The organism is Cupriavidus sp. USMAHM13, assembly GCF_001854285.1.
Classification (GTDB): Bacteria; Pseudomonadota; Gammaproteobacteria; order Burkholderiales; family Burkholderiaceae; genus Cupriavidus; species Cupriavidus malaysiensis.
On record NZ_CP017751.1, the window covers coordinates 1,643,458 to 1,669,395 of the forward strand.

Annotated in this window: 24 protein-coding genes; 14 read left to right on the forward strand and 10 right to left on the reverse strand. The window is 67.2% G+C overall.

Annotation, left to right across the window (positions count from 1 at the left end; genetic code table 11):
- The first annotated feature begins 14 nt into the window (after nt 1-14).
- The gene (locus tag BKK81_RS07165) at nt 15-950 is read left to right on the forward strand and encodes an electron transfer flavoprotein subunit alpha/FixB family protein (RefSeq protein ID WP_071011670.1); all 936 of its coding nucleotides are present in this window, start codon (nt 15-17) and stop codon (nt 948-950) included.
- A 362-nt stretch (nt 951-1,312) separates the two neighbouring features.
- On the opposite strand, the gene BKK81_RS07170 is transcribed toward BKK81_RS07165, so the two are convergent.
- Nucleotides 1,313-2,617: a D-amino acid dehydrogenase gene (locus tag BKK81_RS07170; protein WP_071011672.1), complete on the reverse strand. Its 1,305-nt coding sequence runs from the start codon at nt 2,615-2,617 to the stop codon at nt 1,313-1,315.
- Between the two features lie 142 nt (nt 2,618-2,759).
- Here BKK81_RS07170 and BKK81_RS07175 point away from each other — a divergent pair, with 142 nt between their 5' ends.
- Nucleotides 2,760-3,278, forward strand: coding sequence for an Lrp/AsnC ligand binding domain-containing protein (locus tag BKK81_RS07175; protein WP_071011673.1), 519 nt, complete (start codon nt 2,760-2,762; stop codon nt 3,276-3,278).
- Between the two features lie 19 nt (nt 3,279-3,297).
- Nucleotides 3,298-4,443, forward strand: coding sequence for a PA0069 family radical SAM protein (locus tag BKK81_RS07180; protein WP_071011674.1), 1,146 nt, complete (start codon nt 3,298-3,300; stop codon nt 4,441-4,443).
- A gap of 67 nt (nt 4,444-4,510) precedes the next feature.
- Here the strand turns inward: BKK81_RS07180 and BKK81_RS07185 are convergent, their stop codons facing one another.
- The 3 genes from BKK81_RS07185 to BKK81_RS07195 all read right to left on the reverse strand — a co-directional run bounded on the left by BKK81_RS07185 (nt 4,511) and on the right by BKK81_RS07195 (nt 6,956).
- A complete protein-coding gene (locus BKK81_RS07185; protein ID WP_071011675.1) occupies nt 4,511-5,005 on the reverse strand; it encodes a TM2 domain-containing protein in 495 nt (164 codons plus the stop codon).
- A gap of 255 nt (nt 5,006-5,260) precedes the next feature.
- Nucleotides 5,261-5,665, reverse strand: coding sequence for a hypothetical protein (locus BKK81_RS07190; RefSeq protein ID WP_071011677.1), 405 nt, complete (start codon nt 5,663-5,665; stop codon nt 5,261-5,263).
- A gap of 151 nt (nt 5,666-5,816) precedes the next feature.
- On the reverse strand, nt 5,817-6,956 hold the full coding sequence (locus BKK81_RS07195; protein WP_083383991.1) for a PQQ-dependent sugar dehydrogenase: 1,140 nt from the start codon (nt 6,954-6,956) through the stop codon (nt 5,817-5,819).
- A gap of 143 nt (nt 6,957-7,099) precedes the next feature.
- Between BKK81_RS07195 and rpsP the strand changes: the two genes are divergently transcribed.
- The 5 genes from rpsP to BKK81_RS07220 all read left to right on the forward strand — a co-directional run bounded on the left by rpsP (nt 7,100) and on the right by BKK81_RS07220 (nt 10,183).
- A complete protein-coding gene (gene rpsP / locus BKK81_RS07200; protein WP_071011679.1) occupies nt 7,100-7,354 on the forward strand; it encodes a 30S ribosomal protein S16 in 255 nt (84 codons plus the stop codon).
- Between the two features lie 78 nt (nt 7,355-7,432).
- Nucleotides 7,433-8,089 (forward strand): ribosome maturation factor RimM, encoded by a 657-nt coding sequence (rimM, locus tag BKK81_RS07205; protein WP_071011680.1) that lies wholly within the window; start codon nt 7,433-7,435, stop codon nt 8,087-8,089.
- 41 nt (nt 8,090-8,130) lie between these two features.
- A complete protein-coding gene (trmD, locus tag BKK81_RS07210; RefSeq protein WP_071011682.1) occupies nt 8,131-8,913 on the forward strand; it encodes a tRNA (guanosine(37)-N1)-methyltransferase TrmD in 783 nt (260 codons plus the stop codon).
- Nucleotides 8,914-8,988: 75 nt separating this feature from the next.
- Nucleotides 8,989-9,381, forward strand: a complete 393-nt coding sequence (gene rplS / locus BKK81_RS07215) for a 50S ribosomal protein L19 (protein WP_071011683.1) — start codon at nt 8,989-8,991, stop codon at nt 9,379-9,381.
- Nucleotides 9,382-9,502: 121 nt separating this feature from the next.
- Nucleotides 9,503-10,183, forward strand: a complete 681-nt coding sequence (locus BKK81_RS07220) for a CoA pyrophosphatase (RefSeq protein ID WP_071011685.1) — start codon at nt 9,503-9,505, stop codon at nt 10,181-10,183.
- Nucleotides 10,184-10,215: 32 nt separating this feature from the next.
- Here BKK81_RS07220 and BKK81_RS07225 read toward each other — a convergent pair whose 3' ends face one another.
- Nucleotides 10,216-11,058 (reverse strand): sulfurtransferase, encoded by an 843-nt coding sequence (locus tag BKK81_RS07225; protein ID WP_071011687.1) that lies wholly within the window; start codon nt 11,056-11,058, stop codon nt 10,216-10,218.
- A gap of 232 nt (nt 11,059-11,290) precedes the next feature.
- Here BKK81_RS07225 and dnaE point away from each other — a divergent pair, with 232 nt between their 5' ends.
- From dnaE to BKK81_RS07245, 4 genes are all read left to right on the forward strand, one after another.
- On the forward strand, nt 11,291-14,791 hold the full coding sequence (gene dnaE, locus BKK81_RS07230; RefSeq protein ID WP_071011688.1) for a DNA polymerase III subunit alpha: 3,501 nt from the start codon (nt 11,291-11,293) through the stop codon (nt 14,789-14,791).
- A 105-nt stretch (nt 14,792-14,896) separates the two neighbouring features.
- Nucleotides 14,897-16,111 (forward strand): glycosyltransferase family 9 protein, encoded by a 1,215-nt coding sequence (locus BKK81_RS07235; protein WP_071011690.1) that lies wholly within the window; start codon nt 14,897-14,899, stop codon nt 16,109-16,111.
- 277 nt (nt 16,112-16,388) lie between these two features.
- Nucleotides 16,389-17,687: an O-antigen ligase family protein gene (locus BKK81_RS07240; protein WP_083383992.1), complete on the forward strand. Its 1,299-nt coding sequence runs from the start codon at nt 16,389-16,391 to the stop codon at nt 17,685-17,687.
- Nucleotides 17,688-17,705: 18 nt separating this feature from the next.
- Complete coding sequence (locus tag BKK81_RS07245) at nt 17,706-18,698, forward strand: glycosyltransferase family 2 protein (RefSeq protein WP_071011691.1); 993 nt, start codon at nt 17,706-17,708, stop codon at nt 18,696-18,698.
- A gap of 15 nt (nt 18,699-18,713) precedes the next feature.
- Here the strand turns inward: BKK81_RS07245 and BKK81_RS07250 are convergent, their stop codons facing one another.
- The 3 genes from BKK81_RS07250 to BKK81_RS07260 all read right to left on the reverse strand — a co-directional run bounded on the left by BKK81_RS07250 (nt 18,714) and on the right by BKK81_RS07260 (nt 21,785).
- Nucleotides 18,714-19,982, reverse strand: a complete 1,269-nt coding sequence (locus tag BKK81_RS07250) for an O-antigen ligase family protein (protein ID WP_071011693.1) — start codon at nt 19,980-19,982, stop codon at nt 18,714-18,716.
- A 123-nt stretch (nt 19,983-20,105) separates the two neighbouring features.
- Complete coding sequence (locus BKK81_RS07255; protein ID WP_071011695.1) at nt 20,106-20,951, reverse strand: glycosyltransferase family 2 protein; 846 nt, start codon at nt 20,949-20,951, stop codon at nt 20,106-20,108.
- 84 nt (nt 20,952-21,035) lie between these two features.
- Nucleotides 21,036-21,785, reverse strand: a complete 750-nt coding sequence (locus tag BKK81_RS07260; RefSeq protein ID WP_071011697.1) for a glycosyltransferase family 2 protein — start codon at nt 21,783-21,785, stop codon at nt 21,036-21,038.
- A gap of 194 nt (nt 21,786-21,979) precedes the next feature.
- Between BKK81_RS07260 and msbA the strand changes: the two genes are divergently transcribed.
- Both msbA and BKK81_RS07270 read left to right on the forward strand, forming a co-directional pair.
- Nucleotides 21,980-23,755, forward strand: coding sequence for a lipid A export permease/ATP-binding protein MsbA (msbA, locus tag BKK81_RS07265; RefSeq protein WP_071011698.1), 1,776 nt, complete (start codon nt 21,980-21,982; stop codon nt 23,753-23,755).
- A gap of 132 nt (nt 23,756-23,887) precedes the next feature.
- Nucleotides 23,888-24,481 (forward strand): peroxidase-related enzyme, encoded by a 594-nt coding sequence (locus BKK81_RS07270; protein ID WP_071011700.1) that lies wholly within the window; start codon nt 23,888-23,890, stop codon nt 24,479-24,481.
- Nucleotides 24,482-24,533: 52 nt separating this feature from the next.
- Here the strand turns inward: BKK81_RS07270 and BKK81_RS07275 are convergent, their stop codons facing one another.
- Both BKK81_RS07275 and BKK81_RS07280 read right to left on the reverse strand, forming a co-directional pair.
- A complete protein-coding gene (locus tag BKK81_RS07275; protein ID WP_231907997.1) occupies nt 24,534-25,055 on the reverse strand; it encodes a hypothetical protein in 522 nt (173 codons plus the stop codon).
- Between the two features lie 166 nt (nt 25,056-25,221).
- Nucleotides 25,222-25,830 carry a phosphatase PAP2 family protein gene (locus BKK81_RS07280; protein WP_071011702.1) on the reverse strand — a complete coding sequence of 203 codons (609 nt, stop codon included), beginning with the start codon at nt 25,828-25,830 and terminating at the stop codon, nt 25,222-25,224.
- Nucleotides 25,831-25,938 lie beyond the last annotated feature (108 nt).

The window sequence follows — 25,938 nt, forward strand, 5'->3', positions numbered from 1 at the left end:
CGGGGAGAGAGAACATGACTGCACTCGTCATTGCTGAACACGACAACCAAACCATCAAGGCCGCCACGCTGAACACGGTGACCGCAGCCGCCCAGTGCGGTGGCGACGTCCACGTGCTGGTGGCCGGCTCCAATGCAGCGGCCGCCGCTGCCGCCGCCGCCAAGATCGCCGGCGTCACCAAGGTGCTGCTGGCCGATGCGCCGTACTTCGGCGACGGCCTGGCCGAGAACGTGGCCGAGCAGGCGCTGGCCATCGCCAACGACTACAGCCACATCCTGGCGCCCGCCACCCCGTACGGCAAGAACATCCTGCCGCGCGTGGCCGCCAAGCTGGACGTGGCCCAGATCTCGGAGATCTCCAAGGTCGATGCCCCGGACACCTTCGAGCGTCCGATCTACGCCGGCAATGCCATCGCCACCGTGAAATCGGCCGACAAGGTCAAGGTCATCACCGTGCGTGGTACCGCCTTTGACGCCGCCGCTGCCGAAGGCGGATCGGCTGCCGTCGAAAGCCTGCCGGCCGTGGCCGATGCCGGCGTCTCGCAGTTCGTTTCGCGTGAAGTGGCGAAGAGCGACCGTCCGGAACTGACTGCTGCCAAGATCGTCGTCTCCGGCGGCCGTGGCGTGGGCTCTGGCGAGAACTACACCAAGGTGCTGACGCCGCTGGCCGACAAGCTGGGCGCGGCGCTGGGCGCTTCGCGCGCCGCTGTCGATGCCGGCTTCGTGCCGAATGATTACCAGGTCGGCCAGACCGGCAAGATCGTGGCACCGCAGCTGTACATCGCTGTCGGTATTTCTGGCGCGATCCAGCATCTGGCTGGCATGAAGGACTCCAAGGTGATCGTAGCGATCAACAAGGATCCGGAGGCGCCGATCTTCTCCGTGGCCGACTACGGCCTGGTGGGCGACCTGAACACGGTCGTGCCCGAGCTGGTGGCGGCACTGGGCTGAGTCCCGCTGGCTGGCCCCGCGGGGCCGGCACCGACCGCATCGCAAGAGCCGTTCCCGGGGGCACCCGCGAACGGTTTTTTTTCATCCAGTACGCACCTGCCACAGGCCAGCGAGAAGGGCGGCGGGCGAGACCTGCTGCACAACAATCCAGGGCATGCTCTGGGCAAGAGGCGAATCGGCGGCCCTGGACCTCGCCGGGCGCATGCCGTCACGGGCCGGCGGGAGGCGCGACGCCGTCAGGCAAGCGGAAAGGAAAGCAAAAACGGGTGCTTCCGACCGGAAGCGCCCGTTCTCATGGGTGCGCGCGGCAGGCGCCGCTGCCGGGAAGACCGGCGGAGGCCGTTCTCCGGGCCTCCAGGCCATCAGGCCACGGCCGGGCGCGGCGAGGTGTGCCGCTGCGTGTCGTGCAGGTAGCGCGAGACCGACAGGTCGTCGGCGCGGATGGCCGGCTTGGTGCCCGACACCAGATCGGACAGCAGCTTGCCCGAGCCGCAGGCCATGGTCCAGCCCAGCGTGCCGTGGCCGGTGTTCAGCCACAGGCCCTTGACCGGGGTCGGCCCGACGATGGGCGTGCCATCCGGCGTCATCGGCCGCAGGCCGGTCCAGAAGGTGGCGCGACTGACGTCGCCGGCGCCCGGGAACAGGTCGGTGACCACGTGTTCCAGCGTGCGGCGCTTGGCTGGGTCCAGCGAACGGTCATAGCCGACGATCTGCGCCATGCCGCCGACCCGGATGCGGTCGTCGAAGCGCGTGATGGCCACCTTGAACGTTTCATCCAGCACGGTGGAGACCGGGCTGCGCGAGGCGTCGTTCATCGGCACCGTGATGGAGAAGCCCTTGAGCGGATAGACAGGCAGGTCGGAAAGGCCGGACAGGAAGGGCTTGACCATCTGCGTTGACCAGCTGCCCAGCGCCACCACCACCAGGTCTGCCGACATCGGCTCGCCGTCCACCATGGCGCCGGTCACCGCGTCGCCGCGCGTGAGCAGGTTGCCGATGGTGCGGTTGAAGAGGAAGCGCACGCCCTGGGCTTCGGCCATCGCGGCGAGCCGGCGCGTGAACAGCTGGCAGTCGCCGGTCTCGTCATTGGGCAGGCGCAGGCCGCCGGTCAGCTTGTGGCTGACCGTGGCCAGCGCCGGCTCTGCGCTCGCGAGTTGTTCGCGCGAGAGCAGTTCGTAGGGCACGCCGGCCTGGTCGAGGACGGCGATGTCCTTGGCTGCACCAGCCAGTTGCGCTTCGGTGCGGAACAGTTGCAGGGTGCCCTGCGTGCGGCCCTCATAGGCGATGCCGGTGTCGGCCCGCAGTGCGCGGATGCAGTCGCGGCTGTACTCAGCCAGGCGCACCATCCGTTCCTTGTTGACGGCATAGCGGTCGGCGCTGCAGTTCAGCAGCATCTGCCAGATCCAGCGCAGCTGGAACAGCGTGCCGTCGGGGCGGATGCTCAGCGGCGCGTGCTGCTGGAACATCCACTTGATGGCCTTGAGCGGCACGCCGGGGGCCGCCCAGGGCGACGCATAGCCCGGTGAGATCTGGCCGGCGTTGGCGAAGCTCGTTTCCAGCGCCGGTCCGGCCTCGCGGTCTACCACCGTGACCTCGTGTCCGGCCTGGGCCAGATACCAGGCGCTGGTGACACCGATCACACCGCTGCCAAGAACAAGAACGCGCATTTCCACTCACTCCGACTGGTCGACCGGGCATCCGGCGTTGGGGGCGTAACTGGGAGAACCAGTCACGGAAGCATTTACTACTATGCTATTGAAAATACGCTAGTTATAGTTGTCGAAAAATTTCGATAAACAGGAAGAAATCATGAGAACGAGTCGGCAACCCGTGCGCAGCCTGGACCGGCTGGACCGTAGGATCCTGGCCTTGCTGCAGGCGGACGGGCGCATGTCGATGAAGGACCTTGCCGAGGCTGTGGGCCTGACCATCACGCCCTGCATCGAGCGGGTCAAGCGGCTCGAGCGCGATGGTGTCATCATGGGCTACCACGCGCGCCTGAACCCGGTGCTGCTGGGTAGTGCCCTGCTGGTATTCGTGGAGATCACGCTGCGCGACAAGTCGGGCAATATGTTCGAGCAGTTCCGGCGCGAGGTGCTGCGCATCCCGGAGGTGCTGGAATGCCACCTGGTGTCGGGTGACTTCGACTACCTGATCAAGGCGCGCATCCGCGAGATCGGCGAGTATCGCCGCCTGCTGGGTGACATCCTGCTGCAGTTGCCCGGCGCGGCCCAGTCCAAGAGCTATGTGGTGATGGAAGAGATCAAGGAGACCCTGGCCATTTCCGTCGAAGAGAAGGCGCCGGCGGCCGGCGCCGGGCGTAACTGAGGCGCCGGGCTGGCCACGTATGGGAGATTCCGGACGTCCAGGGCGGCCGCCCGCGCCGAGCAAGGGGCGGGGTGCCGTCAGCAACCTGCAGGGACGCTTCGAGCGCGACCGGCGCGAGGCGTTCGACGACGGCTGGGCGCCGGCCGGCGAGATGCCCGCGCGCGCCGACGCGGTGGAGGCCCCCGCCAGCGAGGCGGGGCCGCGGCTGGTCACCCATGTCACCCTCGAACAGGCGCGCTCGATCCTGACGCGTAACGCGTCGCCGGATATTCCCTTCGATGTCTCGCTGAATCCCTATCGCGGCTGTGAGCATGGCTGCATCTATTGCTTCGCGCGGCCGACCCACGCTTACCTCGATCTGTCTCCCGGGCTGGATTTCGAGAGCCGGCTGTTCGCCAAGGCCAATGCCGCCGAGCGCTTGCGCCATGCCCTGTCGCGACCGTTCTATCGCTGCGAGACCATCGCGCTGGGCGTCAATACGGATGCCTACCAGCCCATCGAGCGCGAACACCGCATCACCCGCAGCGTGCTCGAGGTGCTGCACGCTTGCGACCATCCGGTCGCGCTGATCACGAAGTCGGCGCTGATCGAGCGGGATATCGACCTGCTGGCGCCGATGGCGGCCAAGCGCCTGGCCGTGGCCGCCGTCACCATCACCACGTTGGATGCCGGACTGGCGCGCACCCTGGAGCCGCGTGCGGCGGCGCCATCGCGCCGGCTGCGCACGATCCGCACGCTCAGCGAGGCCGGCATTCCGGTGGGTGTCAGCGTGGCGCCCCTGATTCCCTTCGTCACCGAGCCGGACCTGGAGCGCATCCTCGAGGCGGCGCGCGAAGCCGGCGCGGTCTATGCCAACTACATCGTGCTGCGGCTGCCGTGGGAGGTGAGGCCCCTGTTCGAGGAGTGGCTGCAGGCACACTTTCCGGACCGGGCCGAGCGCGTGATGAACCGGGTGCGCGACATGCGCGGCGGCAAGGACTACGACGCGGATTTTGCCTCGCGCATGCGCGGCACCGGCATCTGGGCCGACCTGTTGCGCCAGCGCTTCTACAAGGCGGCCGACCGGCTGGGCTACCGCTACAACCGCTATGAGCTGGACACCTCGCGCTTCCGGCCGCCGGCCCTTCCTGCGCCACCGGCGCCGCGCCAGGGATCGCTTTTCTGAGTGCGCACGGCGGTCGGGGCGCGCGCCCGCTTCCGGCTTCCCCGGCTGCCGCGGCGCGGTTTCGGCGCTACTGTGACAGCGCGCGCGCAGCTTCTACCTGCGATTCGAAGTAGGTCTGGAAACTGATGGCCAGGCCGGCCATCAACAGGCCGGTGCCGATCAGCAGCGAAAGGATCACCAAGATGACGACGGGCCAGCCGGAGCGGGTCGGTGCACCGTGCGGGTTGAAGCGCGCATCCCATTTTTCGTCCGGCCGCAGGCCGTAGACGATCGCAGCCAGGAAGGCCGAGGTCAGCGAGGTGCCGCCGAGCACGGCGAAGACCCAGTTCAATACCGGATTGCCGGCATCGGCCAGCAGCGAGGCCACGCCGATCGTGCCGGCCAGCGTGGCGAGCAGGTGCATCCAGCCGTAGCGGTCGCGCACGCCGGCAAGGTAGAAGCGGTGTGCCCCGAGGCTGCCCAGCAGGAAGGCGAGCGCGACGGTGGCCAGCTTGGACTTGCCGCGTGCCGGGCGGGCATTGGCAGTGGAGGGCGTGGCAGAGGCTTGGCTTGCAGCGGACATGGCAGAACGGGATCCGGTCATGCGGCGGGCAGGCACCCCCGCCGGGCGGCGTGCTGACTGGCGGCCAGCGTGCGGCGGGTCACATTGTAAGCCGTGGCGAGGCGCGATGGCCGTACCTTGCCATCGTCGCCACATGTAGGGTGGGGGCTTGCGGTGGTGGAGCTTGCCGCCCGGGCAAGCTCGTGGAGTTCAGGGGGGGGGCAGGATGCCAGGCGTTGCAGCCAGCCAGGGGCGGGCGCCGATCCGGCCCCTTGCTCAGCGGCCGTTTTCGCGCTCGCGCGCCTGCCAGCCCGGACCCATCCCGGTCGCGCGCGGATCGCCGCGCGCATTGTCGGACGGTCGTTCCCGTTCGGCGGGTGGGGGGCGCTCCTCATTGCGCAAGGCGGCGGGAGAGGGCGCGGGGCGCCCGCTCAGGCGATCGTCGGCGCGGGCCCTTGCTTCCATCCGCTCGATCTGCGCGCGGACATGGTCGCGGCTTTCGGCCCGCACGCTTGCCATCTCCCAGCCGCCTGCTTGCGCGCGCGGGCCTGCCTGGCGGGCATCGGGGCGCGCCTGGTGCCAGAAGGCGACCTGTGCGTGGCTGATCGCCGCGGTGCCGAGCAGGCCTGCAAGCAGTGCCAGGCCGGCCACGCCGTTGCGCAGGGGGGAGCGGGAAAGCATACGGATTTCCAGAAGCCTGTCGCGCGGATGGGTTCACGAGATGGCTTCATGGTACGCATGCGCTCCGAGTGCGCCTATGCGAATCGCGTTACCGGTGTAACGGATTGTTTCCCCGTTTCGGGGCAGTTCGGGTGGCTGGACGGGCAGGGCGCTACGGTGCGTAGCGGATCCGGTAGATGGCACCGGCGAAGTCGTCGCTGACCAGCAGGGAGCCGTCGGGTGCGACCTGCACGTCGACCGGGCGGCCCCAAGGCTTGCCCCGGCGCAGCCAGCCCTCCGCGAACACCTGTTGGCCGGTGACCTTGCCCTGTTGATCCAGCATCACCCGTACCACCCGGTAGCCGACTGGTGTGCTGCGGTTCCAGCTGCCGTGCTCGGCGATGAAGATCGTATTGCGCCGGTATTCCGGCGGAAACGCATTGCCTGTGTAGAAGCGCATGCCAAGGGCGGCGACATGGGCGCCGAGCTTGGCGGCGGGCGGCGCGAATTCCGAGCACGGGCGCTGCTTGCCGAATTCGGGATCGGGGATGTCGCCGGCATGGCAGTAGGGGTAGCCGAAGTGCTGGCCGGGGCGGGACAGGCGGTTGAGTTCGTCGTCGGGCTGGTCATCGCCCATCCAGTCCCGTCCGTTGTCGGTGAACCAGAATTCACCGGAAGCCGGATTCCAGTCGAATCCCACGCTGTTGCGCACCCCCTTGGCCACGACCTGCAGGTCGGAGCCGTCGGGCCGCATCTTCATGATATTGGCGTAGCGGTTCTCGTCCGGCGCGCAGATATTGCAGGGCGCGCCGACCGGCACGTAGAGGTAGCCATCGGGTCCGAAAGCGATGAATTTCCAGCCGTGGTGAGTCTCGCTCGGAAAACGGTCGCTGACCGTCACCGGCTGCGGCGGGTCGTCCAGGCGTGCCTCGATCCCATCCAGCCGGACAATGCGCGAAACCGAGGAAGCGTAGAGCGCGCCGTTGCGGAAAGCGACGCCGACCGGCATGGTCAGGTCGCTGGCAATGGTGCGCACCCGTGGCCGCGGCCCCAGCGGATCGGAGATGGCGTAGACTTTTCCTTTTGCACTTGTGCCGACGAAGAGTGTGCCGCCCGGTGAGAACGTCATGCCGCGGGCATCCGGCACCTTGTCGCTGAGCAGTTCGATGTGGAAGCCCGGCGGCAGTTTGATCTCGTTGAGCGGGAGGGCCGCCGGCACTGGGGCAGCCAGGCACAGCATGCAGGGGAGCAGGGCGGCGCTGCGCCAGGCGGCCAGCGCGCGGCCCGGGTGGAAGTGCGGCAGGATCCTCATGATGCGCTCCTTCGCAGGGGTTCCCGCCACCATGCCTGCCCTGCCGTGCACGGTCAATTGGCTAAGTGTTTGTTTGGCCTTGAGAATTGGGCTATACTCTCGTGTTTCGTGTTCGAACACCCCGTTTTCTGAGGAATTCATCCATGGTCGTCATCCGTCTGGCTCGCGGCGGCAGCAAAAAGCGCCCGTTCTTCAACATCGTCGCTACCGACTCGCGTAACCGCCGTGATGGCCGTTTCATCGAGCGTATCGGCTTCTACAACCCCCTGGCTGCCGACGGCGCCGAAGGCCTGCGCGTTGTCGCCGACCGCCTGACCTACTGGCAAGGCGTCGGTGCCCAGCTGTCGCCGACCGTGGCGCGCCTGGTCAAGCAAGGCGCCGCCAAGGCCGCTGCCTGATCGGCTTGAGCCGGGAGATGCGCCTGGCCATGCCATGTGCGTGGCTGGCAGTCTCCGGCACAGATCTGTCCTCCTGCCGTGACTGAACGCAAGCAGGGCGCCGCGCCGCGGCGGCCGTTGACGTCACCCGCCGCCCCGCAGCCTGCCAGGTTGCCTGCGGCACTGGTTCATGCCGATGCCCTGCCGGAAGATCTGGTTGAGGTCGGCTACGTCGGTGCTGCCTATGGCATCCGTGGCTGGATCAAGGTCCAGCCGCATGCCCAGGACGCCGAAGCATTGCTGAATGCACGTCGCTGGTGGCTGCTCGCCGTACCGCGGCCCGGCCTCGCCGGCAGTGCGGATGCCGGGGTGCCGCCACTGTGCCTGAAGATCGCGCAGGCGCGCGAGCACAGCGGTACGGTGGTCGCGCAGGCTGCCGGCGTGGCAGACCGCAACCTGGCCGAGGCGCTCAAGGGGCGCCGCGTCTGGGTCCGTCGTGCCGACTTCCCGGCGCCGCAGGAAAACGAATTCTACTGGGTCGACCTGATCGGTTGTGCCGTCAGCAACGAGTCGGGGGAATCCCTCGGCGAGGTGTCCGGCCTGATCGACAATGGCGCGCACCAGATTCTGCAGGTCGCCTGCACGCTGCCCGATGGCAAGCCGGGCGAGCGTTTGATCCCCTTCGTCGATGCCTATCTGCGCGAGGTCGATACAGCGGCCAGGCGCATCGTGGTGGACTGGGGGCTGGATTACTGATTGGCCAGCCGCGCGGTGGCGGCGTGGTGGGGGAGGGGCGGATGCAGTTCGATGTGATCACGCTGTTTCCCGAGATGTTTCGTGCGCTGACCGACTGGGGCATCACCAGCCGGGCAGCCCAGCAGCAGCGCTACGCGTTGCGGACCTGGAATCCGCGCGATTTCACCGCTGATAACTACCGCACGATCGATGATCGCCCGTACGGCGGCGGCCCCGGCATGGTGATGCTGGCCAAGCCGCTGGAGGACGCTCTCGATGCGGCGGCTGCCGTGCAGGCGCAGGCCGGCGTCGAGCGGCCGCATACGGTGCTGATGTCGCCGCAGGGCGCGCGCCTGGACCATGCCAAGGTGATGGAACTGGTGCAGCGTCCCGGCCTGGTGCTGTTGTGCGGTCGCTACGAGGCGATCGACCAGCGCCTGATCGATCGGCGCGTGGATGAGGAAATCAGCCTCGGCGATTTCGTGCTGTCGGGCGGCGAATTGCCGGCCATGGCGCTGATCGACGCGGTGGTGCGACATCTGCCCGGCGTGCTGGGCGATGCGCAGTCGGCGGTACAGGACAGTTTCGTCAATGGCCTGCTCGACTGTCCGCACTATACGCGGCCGGAAGTGTATGAAGGCGTGCGCGTACCCGAGATTCTCCTCGGTGGCCATCATGCCGAGATTGAAAAATGGCGGCGCCGTCAGGCGCTCGCCAACACCGCGAGCAAGCGTCCAGACCTGATCGAGGCGGCTCGCAAGCAGGGTTTGCTGACCCGCGCCGACGAGAAGTTTCTGTCGGAGTGGTCCGCGAAGGAAGGGCGGGAGCTCGCTCCCGCCAAGTGAAAACCCCATCCTCTGCCGGGGCCCGGGCAATGCCTGGGGCACACAACGCCGGTATGATGGTCTAGGAGAAAAACGATGAACATCATCGAGCAAATCGAAAAGGACGAGATCGCTCGTCTGACCGCCAACAAGACCATTCCCGCGTTCGCCCCCGGCGACACCGTGGTGGTCAACGTGAACGTGGTGGAAGGTAACCGCAAGCGCGTGCAGGCGTACGAAGGCGTCGTGATTGCCAAGCGCAACCGCGGCCTGAACTCGTCCTTCATCGTGCGCAAGATCTCGTCGGGTGAGGGCGTGGAACGTACGTTCCAGCTGTACTCGCCGCTGATCGCCGGCATCGAGGTGAAGCGCCGCGGCGACGTGCGCCGCGCCAAGCTGTACTACCTGCGCCAGCGCTCGGGCAAGTCGGCTCGTATCAAGGAAAAGCTGGTTTCCAAGGCTTCGACCAAGGCAGCTGCCGCTCAGTAAGGCGGTCACTCCGGCGGCTCCGGCCGTCGGCAGCTTTCCAGGGGCACCTTTGGGTGCCTTTTTTGCATGGTTGCGGCCGCCTCATATGCTGCGGCGCGGCTTCTGTCATACTACTGCCGCTATGCGCCCTGCCTTTGATCCCGAAGCCCTTCCCGTCCTCGATACCGATACGCGCCACCCGGCGATCGCCGCTTCGCGGCTGCAGCCGGGCTTCATCCGGCAGCGCCTGCAGCTGCCACCCCCCTGGCAGCCCGAACTGGTTGACGATTCCCGCGCCAACGACCGCGGCCGCGCCTTGCGCGATGCCGCCGTGCTGATGCCGCTGGTGGAGCGCGAGCATGGGCTGACGGTGCTGCTGACCGAGCGCAATGCCAACCTGAGCGCGCATGCGGGCCAGATCAGCTTTCCGGGCGGCAGCTTCGACGTGACGGACCCGGACCGGATCACGACCGCATTGCGCGAGACCGAGGAAGAGGTGGGGCTGCCGCGCAATTTCGTCGAGGTGGTCGGCACCCTGCCCGATTACATCACCGGCACCGGCTTCCTGGTCAGTCCGGTGGTGGGGCTGGTACGCGATGGCTTCACGCTGCGCCCGAATGCCGGCGAGGTGGCCGATGTGTTCGAGGTGCCCTTGTCATTTCTGATGGACCCGGCCCACCACCAGCGCAGGTTGCTGCGCTGGGTCGACGGTGAGCGCATGTTCTATGCGATGCCGTTCCCGCGCGAGGGTGGCGGCCACCGTTTCATCTGGGGGGCGACCGCGGCGATGCTGCGCAACCTCTACCACCTGCTGGCTGCCTGAGGCGCGGGCCCGCGCCGGGGGCGCGGCCGGGTTCAGGCGGCGGCCTGGCCGGCGGCGCAGTGAGGGCAGCTCTGGCCGACCACGTAGAGCGGGCTCTGCTGCTCCTCGGCGGTGACCACCGCGCGGCAGGCGAAGCATTGCTTGGGGCCGGCCGGTTCCAGCTGCGGGTTCAGTGCGGTGCGGTAGTCGAAGACGAAGCAATCGCCCTGGTAGTGGCTGCCACCGACTTCCTCGAAGTACTTCAGGATGCCGCCCTCGAGCTGGTAGACGTGCTCGACGCCGACTTCCTGCATATGGATGGCGGCCTTCTCGCAGCGGATTCCGCCGGTGCAGAACGACACCACTGTCTTGCCTTCCAGTTCGGCCCGATGCGCGGCGACCTCGGCAGGGAAGTCGCTGAACTTGTGGATGCCGTACTCGACTGCCCCGGCAAAGGTCCCGACCGCCACCTCGAAGGCATTGCGCGTATCCAGCATCACAACCGGGCGCCCGGTGTCGTCATGGCCCTGATCCAGCCAGCGCTTCAGCTCGACCGGTGCCACCGATGGCGCGCGCCCCTCTTCCGGGCGGATCAGCGGCATCTTCATGGTGATGATTTCCTTCTTCAGGCGCACCAGCATGCGCTTGAAGGGCTGGGTGTCCGACACGCTTTCCTTGGGCGCCAGGTCGGCGAAGCGCGCATCCGCGCGCAGCCAGCCGACGACCTCGTCGATGGCGGCGCGCGGGCCGGCCAGGAACAGGTTGATACCTTCCGGCGCCAGCAGCACGGTACCCTTCAGGCCGGCGGCCTCACAGCGCTCGCGTAGTTGCTCGCGCAGCGTCTCGCGGTCTTCCAACGTGACGAACTTGTAGGCGGAGATATTGATGATCTGCATGACGGCGCGTATCGATGCGCAGGCGCCGCCACGCGCGTTCTCGCTATGCGGGCGGTAACTGCCTGATTGGAAAGGCGAAATTATAGCGCCACGGGGCCGGGTGGCGCGCATGCCCCAGCGTCCTCGTCGGACTTGGCCCTGGGGGATGCCAGGCCAGGCGGGCGGGTGGCGGGGCCGGCCGCGGACACAAAGCCGTCAGCCAGGGCCGGCCGAGCCGGTACAATATCGCCCCATGTCCGCACCCCGCTTCGTACACCTCCGCCTGCACTCCGAATATTCTGTCGTCGATGGCATCGTCCGCCTCGAGGACGCCGTCAAGGCCGCCGCGGCCGACGGCATGGGAGCGCTCGCCCTGACCGACCTCGCCAACGCCTTCGGCCTGATCCGCTTCTACAAGGAAGCGCGCGGCGGCGGCGTCAAGCCGCTGGTCGGCGCCGACGTCTGGCTGACCAACGCCGATGACCGCGACAAGGCGCCGCGGCTGCAATTGCTGGTGCAGGACCGCCGCGGTTACCTGAACCTGTGTACCCTGCTGTCGCGTGCCTGGCTGGTCAACCAGTATCGCGGCCGCGCCGAGATCGACCCGGGCTGGTTCGAAGAGCCGGGCGAAGGCGGTGAGCCGCTGGCCACCGGCCTGATCGCGCTGTCCGGCGCCATGGGCGGCGACATCGGCATGGCGCTGGCCAACGGCAACCCGGCCGGCGCCGAACGTGCCGCGCAGCACTGGGCGGCACTTTTTCCGCAGCGCTTCTATATCGAACTGCAGCGCGCCGGCCACGCCGGTACGGAAAGCTATGTGCAGCAGGCGGTGCAGCTGGCCGCCGCACTGCGGCTGCCGGTGGTGGCCACGCATCCGGTGCAGTTCATGACACCGGACGACTACACCGCGCACGAGGCCCGCACCTGCATCGCCGAGGGCGAGCTGCTGGCCAACCCGCGCCGCACGCGCCGCTTCACCACCGACCAGTACTTCAAGACACAGGACGAGATGTGCGCGCTGTTCGCCGACATCCCGTCGGCGCTGCAGAACACCGTCGAGATCGCGCGCCGCTGCAACCTGACGCTGGAACTGGGCAAGCCGCGCCTGCCGCTGTTCCCGACGCCGGACGGCATGTCGCTCGACGACTACCTGGTGCACATGGCCAAGGAAGGCCTGGAGAAGCGCCTCGAAATCCTGTTCCCGGATGCGGCCGAGCGCGAGGCGAAGCGGCCCGAGTATTACGAGCGGCTGGAATTCGAGACCGGCACCATCATCAAGATGGGCTTCCCCGGCTACTTCCTGATCGTGGCGGACTTCATCAACTGGGCCAAGAACAACGGCGTGCCGGTGGGTCCGGGGCGGGGCTCCGGGGCTGGTTCGCTGGTCGCCTACGCGCTGGGCATCACCGATCTCGACCCGCTCAAGTACGCGCTGCTGTTCGAGCGTTTCCTGAACCCGGAGCGGGTGTCGATGCCCGACTTCGATATCGACTTCTGCCAGCACGGGCGCGATCGCGTGATCACCTACGTGAAGGAGAAGTATGGCAAGGACGCGGTGTCGCAGATCGCCACCTTCGGCACCATGGCGGCCAAGGCGGCGGTGCGCGACGTGGGCCGCGTGCTTGACCTGGGCTACGGCTTCGTCGACGGCGTCGCCAAGCTGATTCCGTTCAAGCCGGGCAAGCTGGTCACCATCGAGGAAGCGAAGAAAGAAGAGCCGCTGCTGACCGAGCGCGAGAACAACGAGGAAGAGGTCCGCCAGTTGCTGGAGCTGGCACAGCGCGTCGAGGGCATGACGCGCAACGTCGGCATGCACGCCGGCGGCGTGCTGATCGCGCCCGGCAAGCTGACCGACTTCTGTCCGCTCTACACGCAGGGCGACGACGGTGGCGTGGTCAGCCAGTACGACAAGGATGACGTCGAGGCCGCCGGCCTGGTCAAGTTCGACTTCCTGGGCCTGACCACGCTGACCATCCTCGACTGGGCCGAGCGCTACATCCGGCGCCTCGACCCCAGCAAGGCCGACTGGAACTGCAGCCAGATTCCGCTCGCCGACGCCCCTGCCTTCGATATCCTGAAGACCGCCAATACGGTGGCGGTGTTCCAGCTGGAAAGCCGCGGCATGCAGGGCATGCTGAAGGATGCCAAGCCCGACCGCTTCGAGGACATCATCGCACTGGTGGCACTCTACCGCCCGGGCCCGATGGACCTGATCCCCAGCTTCTGCGCGCGCAAGCACGGCCGCGAGAAGGTGGAGTACCCGGATCCGCGCGTCGAGCCGGTGCTCAAGGAGACCTACGGCATCATGGTCTACCAGGAGCAGGTGATGCAGATGGCGCAGATCATTGGCGGCTACTCGCTGGGCGGCGCCGACCTGCTGCGCCGCGCCATGGGCAAGAAGAAGCCCGAGGAAATGGCCAAGCATCGCGAGCTGTTCCGCGAAGGGGCCGACAAGAACGGCCTGAGCGGCGAGAAGGCCGACGAGATCTTCGACCTGATGGAGAAGTTCGCGGGCTACGGCTTCAACAAGTCGCACGCGGCCGCCTACGCTCTGCTGGCCTACTACACGGCCTGGCTCAAGGCGCACCACCCGGCCGAATTCATGGCAGCCAACATGTCGCTGGCGATGGACGACACCGACAAGGTGAAGATCCTGTTCGAGGACTGCAAGCTGAACGGACTCAAGCTGCTGCCGCCGGACATCAATGCCAGCGAATACCGTTTCGCCCCGACCGACGCCAAGACCATCCGCTACGGCCTGGGCGGCATCAAGGGCTCGGGGCAGGGTGCTATCGAGGACATCCTGCGCGCGCGCGAGGAACGTCCCTTCGATGACCTGTTCGACTTCTGCGAGCGCGTCGATCGTCGCCAGGTCAACCGCCGCACCATGGAGGCACTGATCCGGGCAGGGGCCTTCGACAGCCTCAACAGCAACCGCGCGCAGATGCTGGCGTCGGTCTCGCGTGCGATGGAGGCGGCGGAACAGAAGGCGGAATCGGCCAATCAGGTATCGCTGTTCGACCTCATGGGTGACGCCGGCGATGCGCACAAGCCGGAGCTGGTCGATGAGCCGTTCTGGCCGCCCAAGCGCACGCTGCAGGAAGAAAAGCAGGCACTCGGCTACTACTTCTCCGGCCACTTGTTCGATGCCTACCGCGACGAAGTCCGGCGCTTCGTCAAGGGCACACTGGCCGCGCTGGAGAAGGAGGTGCAGGGTAACGGCGGCGGCTACGGCCGCGACGTGCGCGGCAAGACCATCGCCGGCGTGATCACCGGCATCCGTACCCAGATGACCCAGCGCGGCAAGATGCTGATCGTGCTGGTCGACGATGGCACGGCGCAGATCGAGATGACAGTCTTCAACGAGCTGTTCGACGCCAACCGCCACATGTTCAAGGAAGACGAACTGCTGATCGCCACCGGCAACGCGCGCCACGACACCTTTACCGGCGGCGTGCGCTTTACCGCGGAATCGGTGCTGGACCTGGTCGCCGCCCGCGGCCGTTTTGCCGAAGCGGTTGCTTTGTCCTTCAACGGCAATGCGTCGCTGCAGCGGCTGCGCGAATTGCTGACGCCGCACCTGGCCGGCGAGGCCGGCGGCCCCGGACTGCCGGTGCGTGTCAGCTACGCCGCCGCCAGTGCGCAATGCGAGGCCATCCTCGGCCGGCAGTGGGCAGTGACGCCGTCGGACGAGGCGCTCGCCAGCTTCCGCGAGGCCTTGTCGAGCGAGAATGTCAGCATGGTCTATGGTTGAGGCAAGGGTTTCCGCCAACCGTCCCGCGGCCATCTGGCGCTGGACGGCCTGGAGTCTGCATTGCCAGCCCATGCTCCCCTTACCGCCAGCCTGAATCGATTCCACGTGCCTGCGCTTTTCCCACCTGCCCGCCCGCCCCGTACGATCCTCGTGGTGGCCACGCGCCGTATCGGCGATGTTCTGCTGACGACGCCGATCGTACGCTCGCTCAAGGCGCGCTGGCCCGAGGCTCAGATCGATATGCTCGTTTTCCGGGGCACCGAAGGTGTACTCGAGAACAATCCGGATGTCCGTCGGGTGATCGTGGTAGCGCAGCGTGCCCGTCTCGGCGAGCGTTTGCGCGATGCCGCACGCGTCTGGCGGCGCTACGACCTGGCCTGCGCGGCGCTCAGCTCTGACCGTCCGCGCTTCTATGCCTGGTTTGCTGGCCGCCGGCGCGCCGGGCTGGTCGATCCTGAGCGCGTCACATGGTGGACGCGGTTGATGTTGCACCGTATCGCTTTGAATCGCCACGAGTCGGAGCATACGGTGTCGAGCACGCTTGCTCTGGCCCCGGCCATCGGCATCGAGCCGGTGCCCGAGGTCGTGGCGCCGGGCATCGGTACGGATCCGCAGCGCATCGCCCGTTTCGACGCGCTTTTCGCTGCGCCGGCCTATCGGCCAGGCCAGCCATTGGCGGTGCTGCATCCATACCCGATGTACGCGTACAAGCAGTGGCATGTCGACGGCTGGATCACCGCCTGCGACTGGCTGCTCGGGCAAGGCTTCGCGGTAGCGCTTAGCGGCGGGCCGGCTGCGGGCGAACGCGAGTATGCCGAGGGTATCGCGGCAGGCGCCGCAGGGCCGGTCCTGAACCTGGTCGGGAAGCTATCTTTCGGCGAGAGCGCCGAGCTGTTCCGTCGCGCCAGCCTTTACATTGGTCCCGATACCGGTGCCACCCACGTTGCCGCTGCGACGGGGACTCCGACTATCGCATTGTTCGGCCCATCCGATGCGGTGCGTTGGGGGCCCTGGCCGAAGGGGGGGGTAGCGGGCGGCGGCGATCCGTGGCCACTGCGTGGCTCTGGGCGTCGCGGCAATGTCTACCTACTGCAAGGCGAGGGCGAATGCGTGCCTTGCCGGCAGGAGGGCTGCGAGCGGCGCCTCGATAGCCTGAGCCGCTGCCTGACGGGAATGAGTCCGCAACGCGTAATCCAGGTCGCGGCGGAAATGCTCGGGCTGCCAGCCGGGAGCGCCGACGCGATGGCAGGGCGCCAGCGCATCCAGCTTATCGAGGTCTCCCGCCCGGATGCCGCAGGGGATATGCGGTCCCGACCCTGACGTTCGTCGCCTGCATCGCTCAGGTTTTTCCGCCGTCGCCTGCGCAATTTCCGAAATTTGCTAGTGGCGACAGCACGGTTCGCCCACGATGGCATGAAGATGCTATTGTGAAAGACTTGGTGTGCCGGCCGGTGCAAGCTTGCTGCGCGCCCGAAGCTTGTTCTGATGGTCCGGGCCGTGGCTTGAGCGGCCGGGTCGGCCGCTGCCCATTCCCGGACTCCTTGTGTCGGCACACGTGCCGTAGCGTGCCAGATGCCGAGTTCGGCGGCGACAAGCCATGCCTATCCTCCCTTCGAGATTGCCAGGCAGCCCCGTTCCGCAGCGCTGGCTGTGGGGGGCGTTCCTGTTGTTGTATCCCGCCGCGACGCTGGTAGTGAGAGGCGGGGCGAGTGCGCTGCTGCTGGCAGCATCGCTCGTTGCCGTATATTCGTTGATCGTTTCGCGCTCCCTGCCGGCTCCTGTGCAGGACGCGTCCGCGCGGCTTGCCGTGGGCTTCTGCTTCGCCATGGCCGCGCCACTCTGCGCGGTGGCCCTTAGCGAGCTGTGGCATCGGCAGCTGACACTCGGCGCCTTCGATTCCCCTGCGCGTTTCCTGGCTGCCGCCCCGCTCTTTCTCGCTCTACGCAAGGCGCCGGCGGCCACCCTGCGTTGGGCAGATCTGTCCTTTGGCGTTGGCGCGATGGCCGCCTTGGGCATCAGTGTGTTCGCGCCGCGTGACTGGGGCGATGGCCGGCTTGGCAGTACCTTCCTCAATCCGATCCATTTCGGTGCCATTGCCCTCGTGCTCGGTGTCCTTTCAGCACTGTCTTTGAACTGGTGGGGCAAGGATCCCCTTGGCGTGCGGCTGTTCAAGCTGGCAGGGTTGGCAGCCGGCCTGCTGTCCTCGCTGCAGACCGGTGCGCGCGGCGGATGGCTCGCTATCCCGGTGATCGTCGTTGTCCTGGCCTTCGTGCCCCGGGAGCGGAAAGGGCGTGGGTGGCGTAAGGTGCTCCCGTTCGCTGCTCTGGCGATTGCCTTGGCTGGCTACCTGGCCTCCCACACGGTGCGAGAGCGGATCCACATGATCTGGTCCGATCTGTCGCAGTTCGAGCAGGGACACAAGGACACCTCGATCGGCATCCGGCTTCAGATCTACCAGGCAGTGCTTTCCCTGATTCCACGCGATCCCGTCTTCGGCCTTGGTGCGGACGGGCTTGCCGCCAGCCTGCAGTCCCTGGTCGATACGGGGGGCATGACTCCGATCGCCGCGCAGTTCGGGAGAGGCGAGACGCACAACCAGATGCTGGCCTATGTGGGCAGCTTCGGCATCATCGGCGGACTAGCGCTGGCAGCGCTTTATCTGATGCCTGCCGCGCTGTTCTGGAATTTTCGGGCGGCGCCGGCCAGGTGCGCCGCGCGCGCGGCGCTGATGGGCGTGGTCTTTGTCGTCGCCTTTGTGACGTTCGGCTTGACGGTGGAAACCTTCAACCTGAAGATGACGGCGTCGTTCTATGCGACCGTGATTGCAGTGCTGGCTGCCATCGCTTCGCACAATGCACCTCCGGTGGCGTCGGCCGCCGGGCGCTCCTTGCAGTAGCTTCTACCGTGGACCGACATGTTCAGCATACTGATTCCGTCCTGGAATAATCTGCCGTATCTCAAATTGTGCATCGAAGGGATTCGCCGTCATTCCGCTCTCGCGCACGAGATCATCGTGCACGTCAACGATGGTTCGGATGGCACGCTGGAGTGGGTCCGTTCCCAGGGCATTCGCCACACATGGTCGGCTGGAAACGTCGGCGTCTGCCTGGCACTGAATGATGCCGCGCGCCTTGCTACCTGCGATACGCTGCTCTATCTGAATGACGATATGTACTGCACGCCGGGCTGGGACATCGCGCTCGATGCGGCGCGACGCCGGGCAGGGGGCTCATTTGTTTATCTGGCCGCCAATCTGATCGAACCGGTCGATACGGGCAATGCGCAGGTGATGGTTGCCGACTTTGGCAGGACCCCCGACGATTTCGATGCGGATGGCCTATGCGCTTTCGCTGCCGCAGTCGGGCAGATCGCTGACAGGGATGGCATCGCGTTGCAACCGATGCTGATCAGCCGCCGGCTCTGGCAACTCGTCGGCGGGTACAGTATCGAGTTCGGCCCCGGCATGAGCAGTGACGATGATTTTCTGATGAAGCTCTGGCTGGTGGGGTGCAGGACGTTCCGCGTGGTCGGCGGGGCGCGCGTCTATCACTTCAGTTGTGCGACGACGCGGCGCGTCCGGCGCAATCGCGGTGGGCGCGCATTCCTGCTCAAATGGGGCATCACGCAGCAGGCGTTCGTTCGTGGCCATGTGCGCGCATCGATGTCCGGTGGCAGAGGACGGCCGCCGGCAGCGATCCGCTCCGGATGGCTGGCCAGGATGAAGCGCGCGCTCTACGCCTTCCGCGGCCATCCGACCGCGGACCTCTACGCCTGGGAACCCGACTTGCCGGCGCAATTGGGGCGGGTGCTGGAAACGGCGGAAACGGCGGAAACGGGCGAGAAGCCTGGGGCCGACAGCGCCGCCGCCGGCGCCGCGACGACCTGGAGCGCGGCCCGGCAAGCGTAGGCTGACTGCAGGCGCTCAGTTGGGAATCGGTGCGGCTGGCGATTTCGCACCACGGTATCCGCAGCCAAGCAGAATGCCGCCCAGCAGCATCATCATGTGCCCTTCGGCGAAATCGAGCAGCAGCGAGTTGGCCAGGCAGCCTGCGGTGAAGATGGCGAGCCAGGCCAGCAGAAGATGGCGCGACGGGCCGTCCAGGCGCGCCGCGCCGCGCGCGATCTGCAGCAACAGGTTGAGAAACAGCAGCAGGCCGACAGCGCCGAGCTGGACTGCCATCAGCAGGTATTCATTGTGCGGGTTGTAGGTCATCTGACCCGCTGCTTCCGTCTTGCCGCGTGTCATCTGCTCGAACTCGGTGCCGAGTCCAGCGGCACCGAAGCCCGCCAGTGGCCGTTGCGCGATCAGCAGCAGGCTCTTGCGATAAAACTCCAGGCGCAATCCCGACGAGGTGACGGCGTTGCTGTGCTCGTATTGCCGCACTTCGTCGCGGACTTCCAGCAGGCGCCCGCCGTGCATGGTGAAGGCGATGCCCAGCAGCACCCCCGCCCCAACGACCAGCACCGATGCCATGGCCATGGCGCGGCCCGGCGACCTCTTGCGCTGGCCTTGGATACAGCGCAGCGCCACGAGCAGCACGAAGGGCAGGGCGATCACTTGCCCAGTGCGGCCCTGCAGCATGACGAGGACGTTGATGAGCGAGAGGGCCGCCACGGCCGCCGACGCCCACTGCACGCGCCTCTCGCGGGCACGGAGCGCCATGTCGGCAGCAAGATAGAAGAGCAGTACGCCGAACATGCCGGCGGCGATGCGGTTCTTGAAGACCCAGGCGTGCGTTTCCGGCTCGTGCGCGAGATAGGCCGGGCCGATCTGGGTCAAGCCCAGATAGTTGCTCGTCGACAGCACCACGATCAGGGTCAGGGTGCCGAACAGCGCGTAGCGCACCGCTGGCGCCCAGCCCGAGTCCTTGAAGGCGATCACCGCCAGCGGCAGCAACAGCAGCTTGCGGTATTTGCCGACCCAGCCCCAGGCCTCGTGATGTGGGGCCACCGTATAGGACACGCTGATGATCAGGGCGCCGAGCAGCAGCAGGGCCGCGAGCGAGGCGCCATGGCGCGGCAGCAGCGGCAGGCCGCGCCAGAACTCGGGTGCCAGCAGCAGGCAGGCGGCGAACAGCCCGCAGGCGATATTGGTGCCTGCCGTCGAAACAGGCACCAGGCACAGGGCGGTGACCGCGAAGAGACGGGCTGCGGTCAGTTGCCGGGAAGCGCGGGTGGATTGGGATGGCATGGGGTGAGGGTTGGCCCGTGCGCGCAGCGACGGGTGCGTGTTCCGACGTCGGTTCTTGGCTTGTGGCCGCGAGTCCGCGAGTATATGCGATGCTGTGGCGTGCTTGCCGGGGCGCGGCTGCGCTTATCCTTGCAGGACCCGCTTGAGGCGCGCACGGAGCAGGGCGCGGCGCAGCCGCCCGTCCGCGGGCGGTTCACCCAGGACCGTGGTATGGCCTGCTGCCTGCCCGCGCCGCAGATAGAAGCGGTCGAAGGTGGCCTGCGTCATTCCCCATTTGTTCAGGAACTGGCGCCGGCCGTCGTTCTTGACGATCTTGCCGGTGCTCTTCTGCTGGAAGTGGTAGACCAGGCTGTCACCCACGCCGAGAAAGACGCGGCAGCCGGCATGCCAGAGTTTCATCGAGAAATCGTTGTCGCTGCTCATGCCCGGGCTCAGTTCGCTGCTGTAGCCACCTACCTTGAACCACCAGTCGCGATGCACCAGCGTGGGCGGCCAGGTGGCGCCGAGCCAGTCGGCGCGGGCGAGCCGCGTGGTGGCGGCGACCAGTCCGGCGGCGTCGAAGCGGTCGGCGTCACGGCCGAAATCCTGCACTACCACGCACGGGTTGCCGGTGTCGACCGGCTCGATCATGGTGCCGGACAACATGAACAGGTCCGACGGCATCCGCTCGATATGGCGCACCAGGGCGCTGTCCCAGCCGGGGCAGCAGAACATGTCGTCGTTCATGTAGACGATGTAGTCGCGCGTGGCGCGGGCGGCTGCCAGGTTGACCGCATGGCAGATGCCGATGTTGCCCGGCGAGGCAGTGTGTTCGATGCCTTGTTCGCGTACCCAGTCCAGCGTACCGTCCGAGCCGTCGTTGACGTGCACGATGATCTGGTGGTCATGCGCCGAATGGCGGCGCAGGCTGTCGATGACCAGGCGGAGGTAGGGCAGGTTGTTCCAGGTCGGGATGATGATGGAGAACATGGCAATCAGGGTGCGGGATCGTTGTGGGCGCGTGGAGGAGCGGCATGGTCTGCCGGCTGGCTGGCCTGGCGGGTGGCGACGGGCTCAGGCTGAGGCTCCTAATGCGCGGGCACGGCGGTACTTCTCGTAGCTGACGGTGGCATTCATGCGGGCGATGGCGAAGCCGGTGCGGCCGTCCAGGATGCCGCGCTTGACCAGCAGCGTGCGCAGGAAGGCCCAGGCGCCATGCAGGGCGGGCGAGAGGGGCCCGACCTGCTTGCCGCGCCGGCGCAGTTCGCGAGCGCCGGCCTCGGCATATTGGCGGCTCTTGGCCTCGACCTGCGCGCGCGAGGTATAGCTGTAGTGCAGCAGCGAGGTCTTGAGCCTGGCGACGGGGCTTCGCGGCTCCACGCTTTCGTGGACGAGGTTGTCGGAAAAGCGCGCGCTGCCACGCCGGAACAGGCGCACGATGTAGTCGGGCCGCCAGCCCGAATGATGGACCCAGTGACCGCAGAACTGCGACAAGCGCGGCACGGCGTAGGCATCGGCGCGGCCGTCGGCCATGGCTGCGCGCAGTTCGGCGGCCAGTTCGGGCGTGACGCGCTCGTCGGCGTCGATGCTGAACACCCAGTCGCCGGTGGCGGCGTCGAGCGCACGGTTCTTCTGCGGGCCGAAGCCCGGCCAATCGGTTTCGATCACACGAGCGCCGAGTTCGCGGCAGATGCGGACGGTGTCGTCGCGGCTGCCGGAATCCACCACGACGATCTCGTCGGCGAGGTCCCGCACCGAGCGCAGGCAGTCGCCGATATGCGCCGCCTCGTCGCGGGTGATGACTATGACGGACAGGGAAGGCATCGGGGAGAGTGAGAGGGAATCCGAGGGATTACGGTTACAATGGCTGCCGCCCAGGTGCGCCAATGCGGCAGCAGCATCACACATCTGGCACCGGCTCCGCGTGCCAGATGTGTGATGCTGCTGCGCCGGCGCCGATGGCGGTGGCCGGCCCTTCCACCGGCATGCCGGCTTCACGGGCCTTCTAATCAAGAGTGATGGTGAGTATACAAGCAAAGCCCCAACAGACCACCGCGGAGGACGTGCAAGTCGGCAAGCGGCTGATGGGCTATCTGCGTCCCGAAGCCCGCGTTTTCCTCATCGCGATCCTGGCCATGGCGGTGGTCGCCGCCAGCGAGGGTATCATCCCCAAGGTCGTCAACGACCTGCTGGACAAGGGCTTCGGCGGCGACTACGCGGGGCGGCTGTGGCACGTGCCCGCCATCCTGACCGGCGTGGCGCTGATCCGCGGCGTGGCCCAGTTCGCCTCGGGCTACCTGCTGAGCCTGATCTCCAACCGGGTGCTGCTCAAGATGCGCATGCAGATGTTCGACCGCATGCTGCACGCGCCCGCGCTGTTCTTCCACCGCAACACCGCCGCCTCGCTGATCAATGCCGTGATCTTCGAGGTCAATCAGGTGCTGTCCATCCTGACCAATGTGTTCATCACCCTGGTGCGGGACTCGCTCACAGTGCTGGCGCTACTCATCTACCTGTTCTATACGAACTGGCGCCTGACCCTGATCGTGGCCGTGATCCTGCCGGTGATCGGCTACCTGATGTCGAAGATCAACCGCCGCCTGCGCCGCCTGAACCGCGATCACCAGGCGCTCACCAACAGCGCGGCCTATGTGGTGGAAGAGGCGGCGGGCGGCTTCAAGGTGGTCAAGCTGCACGGCGGCGAGGCCTACGAGATGGACCGCTTCCGCCGCATGTCGGAGCGGCTCAAGGCCTATTCGATGCGCATGGCTGTGGCGGGTGGCCTGAACCAGCCGGTGACCGCTTTCCTGGCCGCGCTGGCGCTGTCGGTGATCATCACCATCGCCATGGTGCAGGCGCAGGGCAACCAGACCACGGTAGGCGGCTTCACCGGCTTCGTGATGGCGATGCTGCTGCTGATCTCCCCGCTCAAGCACCTGACCGATATCAACCAGCCTCTGACGCGCGGCATCACCGCCGCCGAGATGATCTTCCGCCTGATCGACGAGCCGATCGAGCGCCGCGAAGGCGGCCTGCCGCTGGCACGCGCGCGCGGCGACCTGGTCTTCGAGCGGATCGGCTTCCGCTACGGCGAAGCCGGCAAGGCGGCGCTGTCGGGCATCGATTTCCGCGTCGACGCCGGCGAGGTGGTGGCCCTGGTGGGGCCGTCGGGCAGCGGCAAGACCACGCTGGTCAACCTGGTGCCGCGCTTCTTCGATCCGACCGAGGGCCGCATCCTGCTCGACGGGAAGTCCATCGACGGCTACTCGTTGCAGGATCTGCGCCACCAGATCGCTTTCGTCAGCCAGGACGTGGTGCTGTTCAACGACACCGTGGCCGCAAACGTGGCCTACGGCGTGCATCCGCGCGAGCAGATCGACATGGCGCGCGTGGAGCGGGCGCTGGCGGCGGCCTACCTGACCGACGTGGTCAAGGGCTTGCCGGAGGGGCTGGAGACCAATATCGGCGACAATGGCATGAAGCTGTCCGGCGGCCAGCGCCAGCGCCTGGCGATCGCCCGCGCGCTGTACAAGGATGCGCCGATCCTGATCCTGGACGAGGCCACTTCGGCACTCGATTCCGAATCGGAGCGCCAGGTCCAGGCCGCGCTCGAATCGCTGATGCAAGGCCGCACCACGCTGGTGATCGCGCACCGCCTGTCCACCATCGAGAACGCCGACCGCATCGTCGTGCTGGAGCAGGGCCGGGTGGCGGAACAAGGCACCCACGACGAACTGCTGTCCGCCGACGGCCTGTACGCCGGCCTGCACCGCATCCAGTTCGCGGTGCAGTGAGACGGCGCGGCCCCGGCCATCGTGCCGGGCTCCGGGCGCGGGGACGCCGAGCGCCGGCGCGGCAGGGCCGCGGCGGCATTCCAACAGGCCCGTCGAGGCCGGCCGGGGGGAACCCCGTACAAGGAGACAACGATGACTCACGCACCGCAAGCCGCCATCAGCCGCTTTCCCGTTCCCGCCTTGCCGGATCTGCCCGAGGACATCCGCGCGCGCATCCTGGAAGTGCAGGAGAAAGCCGGCTTCGTGCCCAATGTCTTCCTCGCGCTGGCGCACCGGCCGGATGAATTCCGCGCCTTCTTCGCCTACCACGATGCGTTGATGCTCAAGGAGGGTGGCCTGAGCAAGGGCGAGCGCGAGATGATCGTGGTTGCCACGTCGGGCGCCAACCAGTGCCTGTACTGCGTGGTGGCCCACGGCGCCATCCTGCGCATCTACGAGAAGCAGCCGTTGCTCGCCGACCAGGTCGCGGTCAACTACCGCAAGGCCGACATCACGCCGCGCCAGCGCGCCATGCTCGACTTCGCCCTGAAGGTCAGCCAGGCATCGGCCGAGGTGGGCGAAGAGGACTTTGCCGCCCTGCGCGCCCATGGCTTCAGCGACGAGGATGGCTGGGACATCGCGGCCATCACGGCCTTCTTCGGGCTCTCCAACCGCATGGCCAACACCATCGGCATGCGTCCCAACGATGAGTTCTTCCTGATGGGGCGGGTGCCCAAAGCGAAGTAAGGAACGTATCCGCGCGCAGGCCGCGCCAGTCGCGCCAGTCGCTTCAGTCGTCTCAGCGGATCTGGGCGCAGCTGCCGCTCTCGGGATCGAACAGCACCGGCCAGGCATGCTCGTAGGCGCCCGGTGTGCAGTGGCTTTCGCACTGCGCGAAGGCCAGTGTGATGCGGCGTGGATCCTGCCAGACCATCAGCTTGCAGGCGCTGCCGTCGACCGCCTGGAGTTCCACGTGCGGGGTCTGGCGCACCTGGTGGAATTCCCTCAGGTCGAAATGGCAGGTGCCATGGCGCCCCGCCTGCACGTTCCAGATCAGGACCTCGACCGCATTGTGGGCGACGCGCATCAGGGCTTCCTCATGGAAACCGTCTTCCTCGGTACGCCTGCATTCGCCGGCCAGCTCGATATCGCGCTGCGGGATCGGCGTCGGTGCGACCTGTGGCAGGCCCGGGCCGGAGGAGACGCGCGGTGCGCCGACGACGGCTGGAGGGGTGGGCAGCAGAGGTGTCTCGCAGGCGGTGAGAAGGCAAGTCGCCAGCAGTCCGGCCACGCTGCCGGACATGATCGGTGCGATCCGCATGCTGGCTCCTTCCAGGCGCTGCCACGGTCCGCCGCGGTTGGCGAGCCTCGCCTGCATTCTTATTTATAGCCAATGGCGAGGGAAAGACGAGGGCGGAATCGTGTACGCAGGTGGTTCGCCACACACCGCCGGCCCGTCGATGCCGGACGGCGCGGACGGCTGCCGTTCAGCGCGTCGGCGGAAGCACGGACCCGCGGACATGGCGCGGCACGAACCGGTCGCGCAGCCGCGCCGCCGCGGCGCAAGCAACGCATGACAGCGCGGCGCCCGTCGCCACGTCGAGCGGGAAGTGCAGTCCGGCGATGCAACGCATCGCCATCACACAGGCCAGCAGCAAGACCAGCACGGCGCTTGCCACCGACCCCGCGCGCGCCCACAGCAGGCAGGCCAGAGCGGCGGCTGCGGCCGCGTGGCCGCTGGGGAAGCTGTAGGGATCGCCGGCTGCCAGCTGCGGCACCACTTCGGCGAGCAGCAGTGCCGGCCGCGGCGCCTGCACCAGGACCTTGGCGGCGCCGACCAGGCCGATTGCCAAGGTGAAACAGAACAGGCAATAGAGCAGGTCGCGCCAGCCGCCAGCCGCCGCGGACAGGGCGGCTGGCCTGTGCTGGCGGCTGCGCAGCCAGGCGCAGGCGGCGGCGTGCAGCGGGAACAGGCGCGGGTCGAACAGTGCCGAGCTGGCGCGCAGCAGGATCGGGTCGAAGTGCGCGGCCTGGCTGGCGAGCCAGAGCAGCAGCGGAGCATTGCCGGGGACGGCGAGTTCATCGAGGACCAGCATGGATTCCTTGTCGTGGAAAACGGTGGTACAGGCGTGCGGTGCCTGTATGACGGTTTTGCGACAAGGAGGTTCGGCGAGGCCCTCGTGTGTGACCTCTAGCCTGCCCCT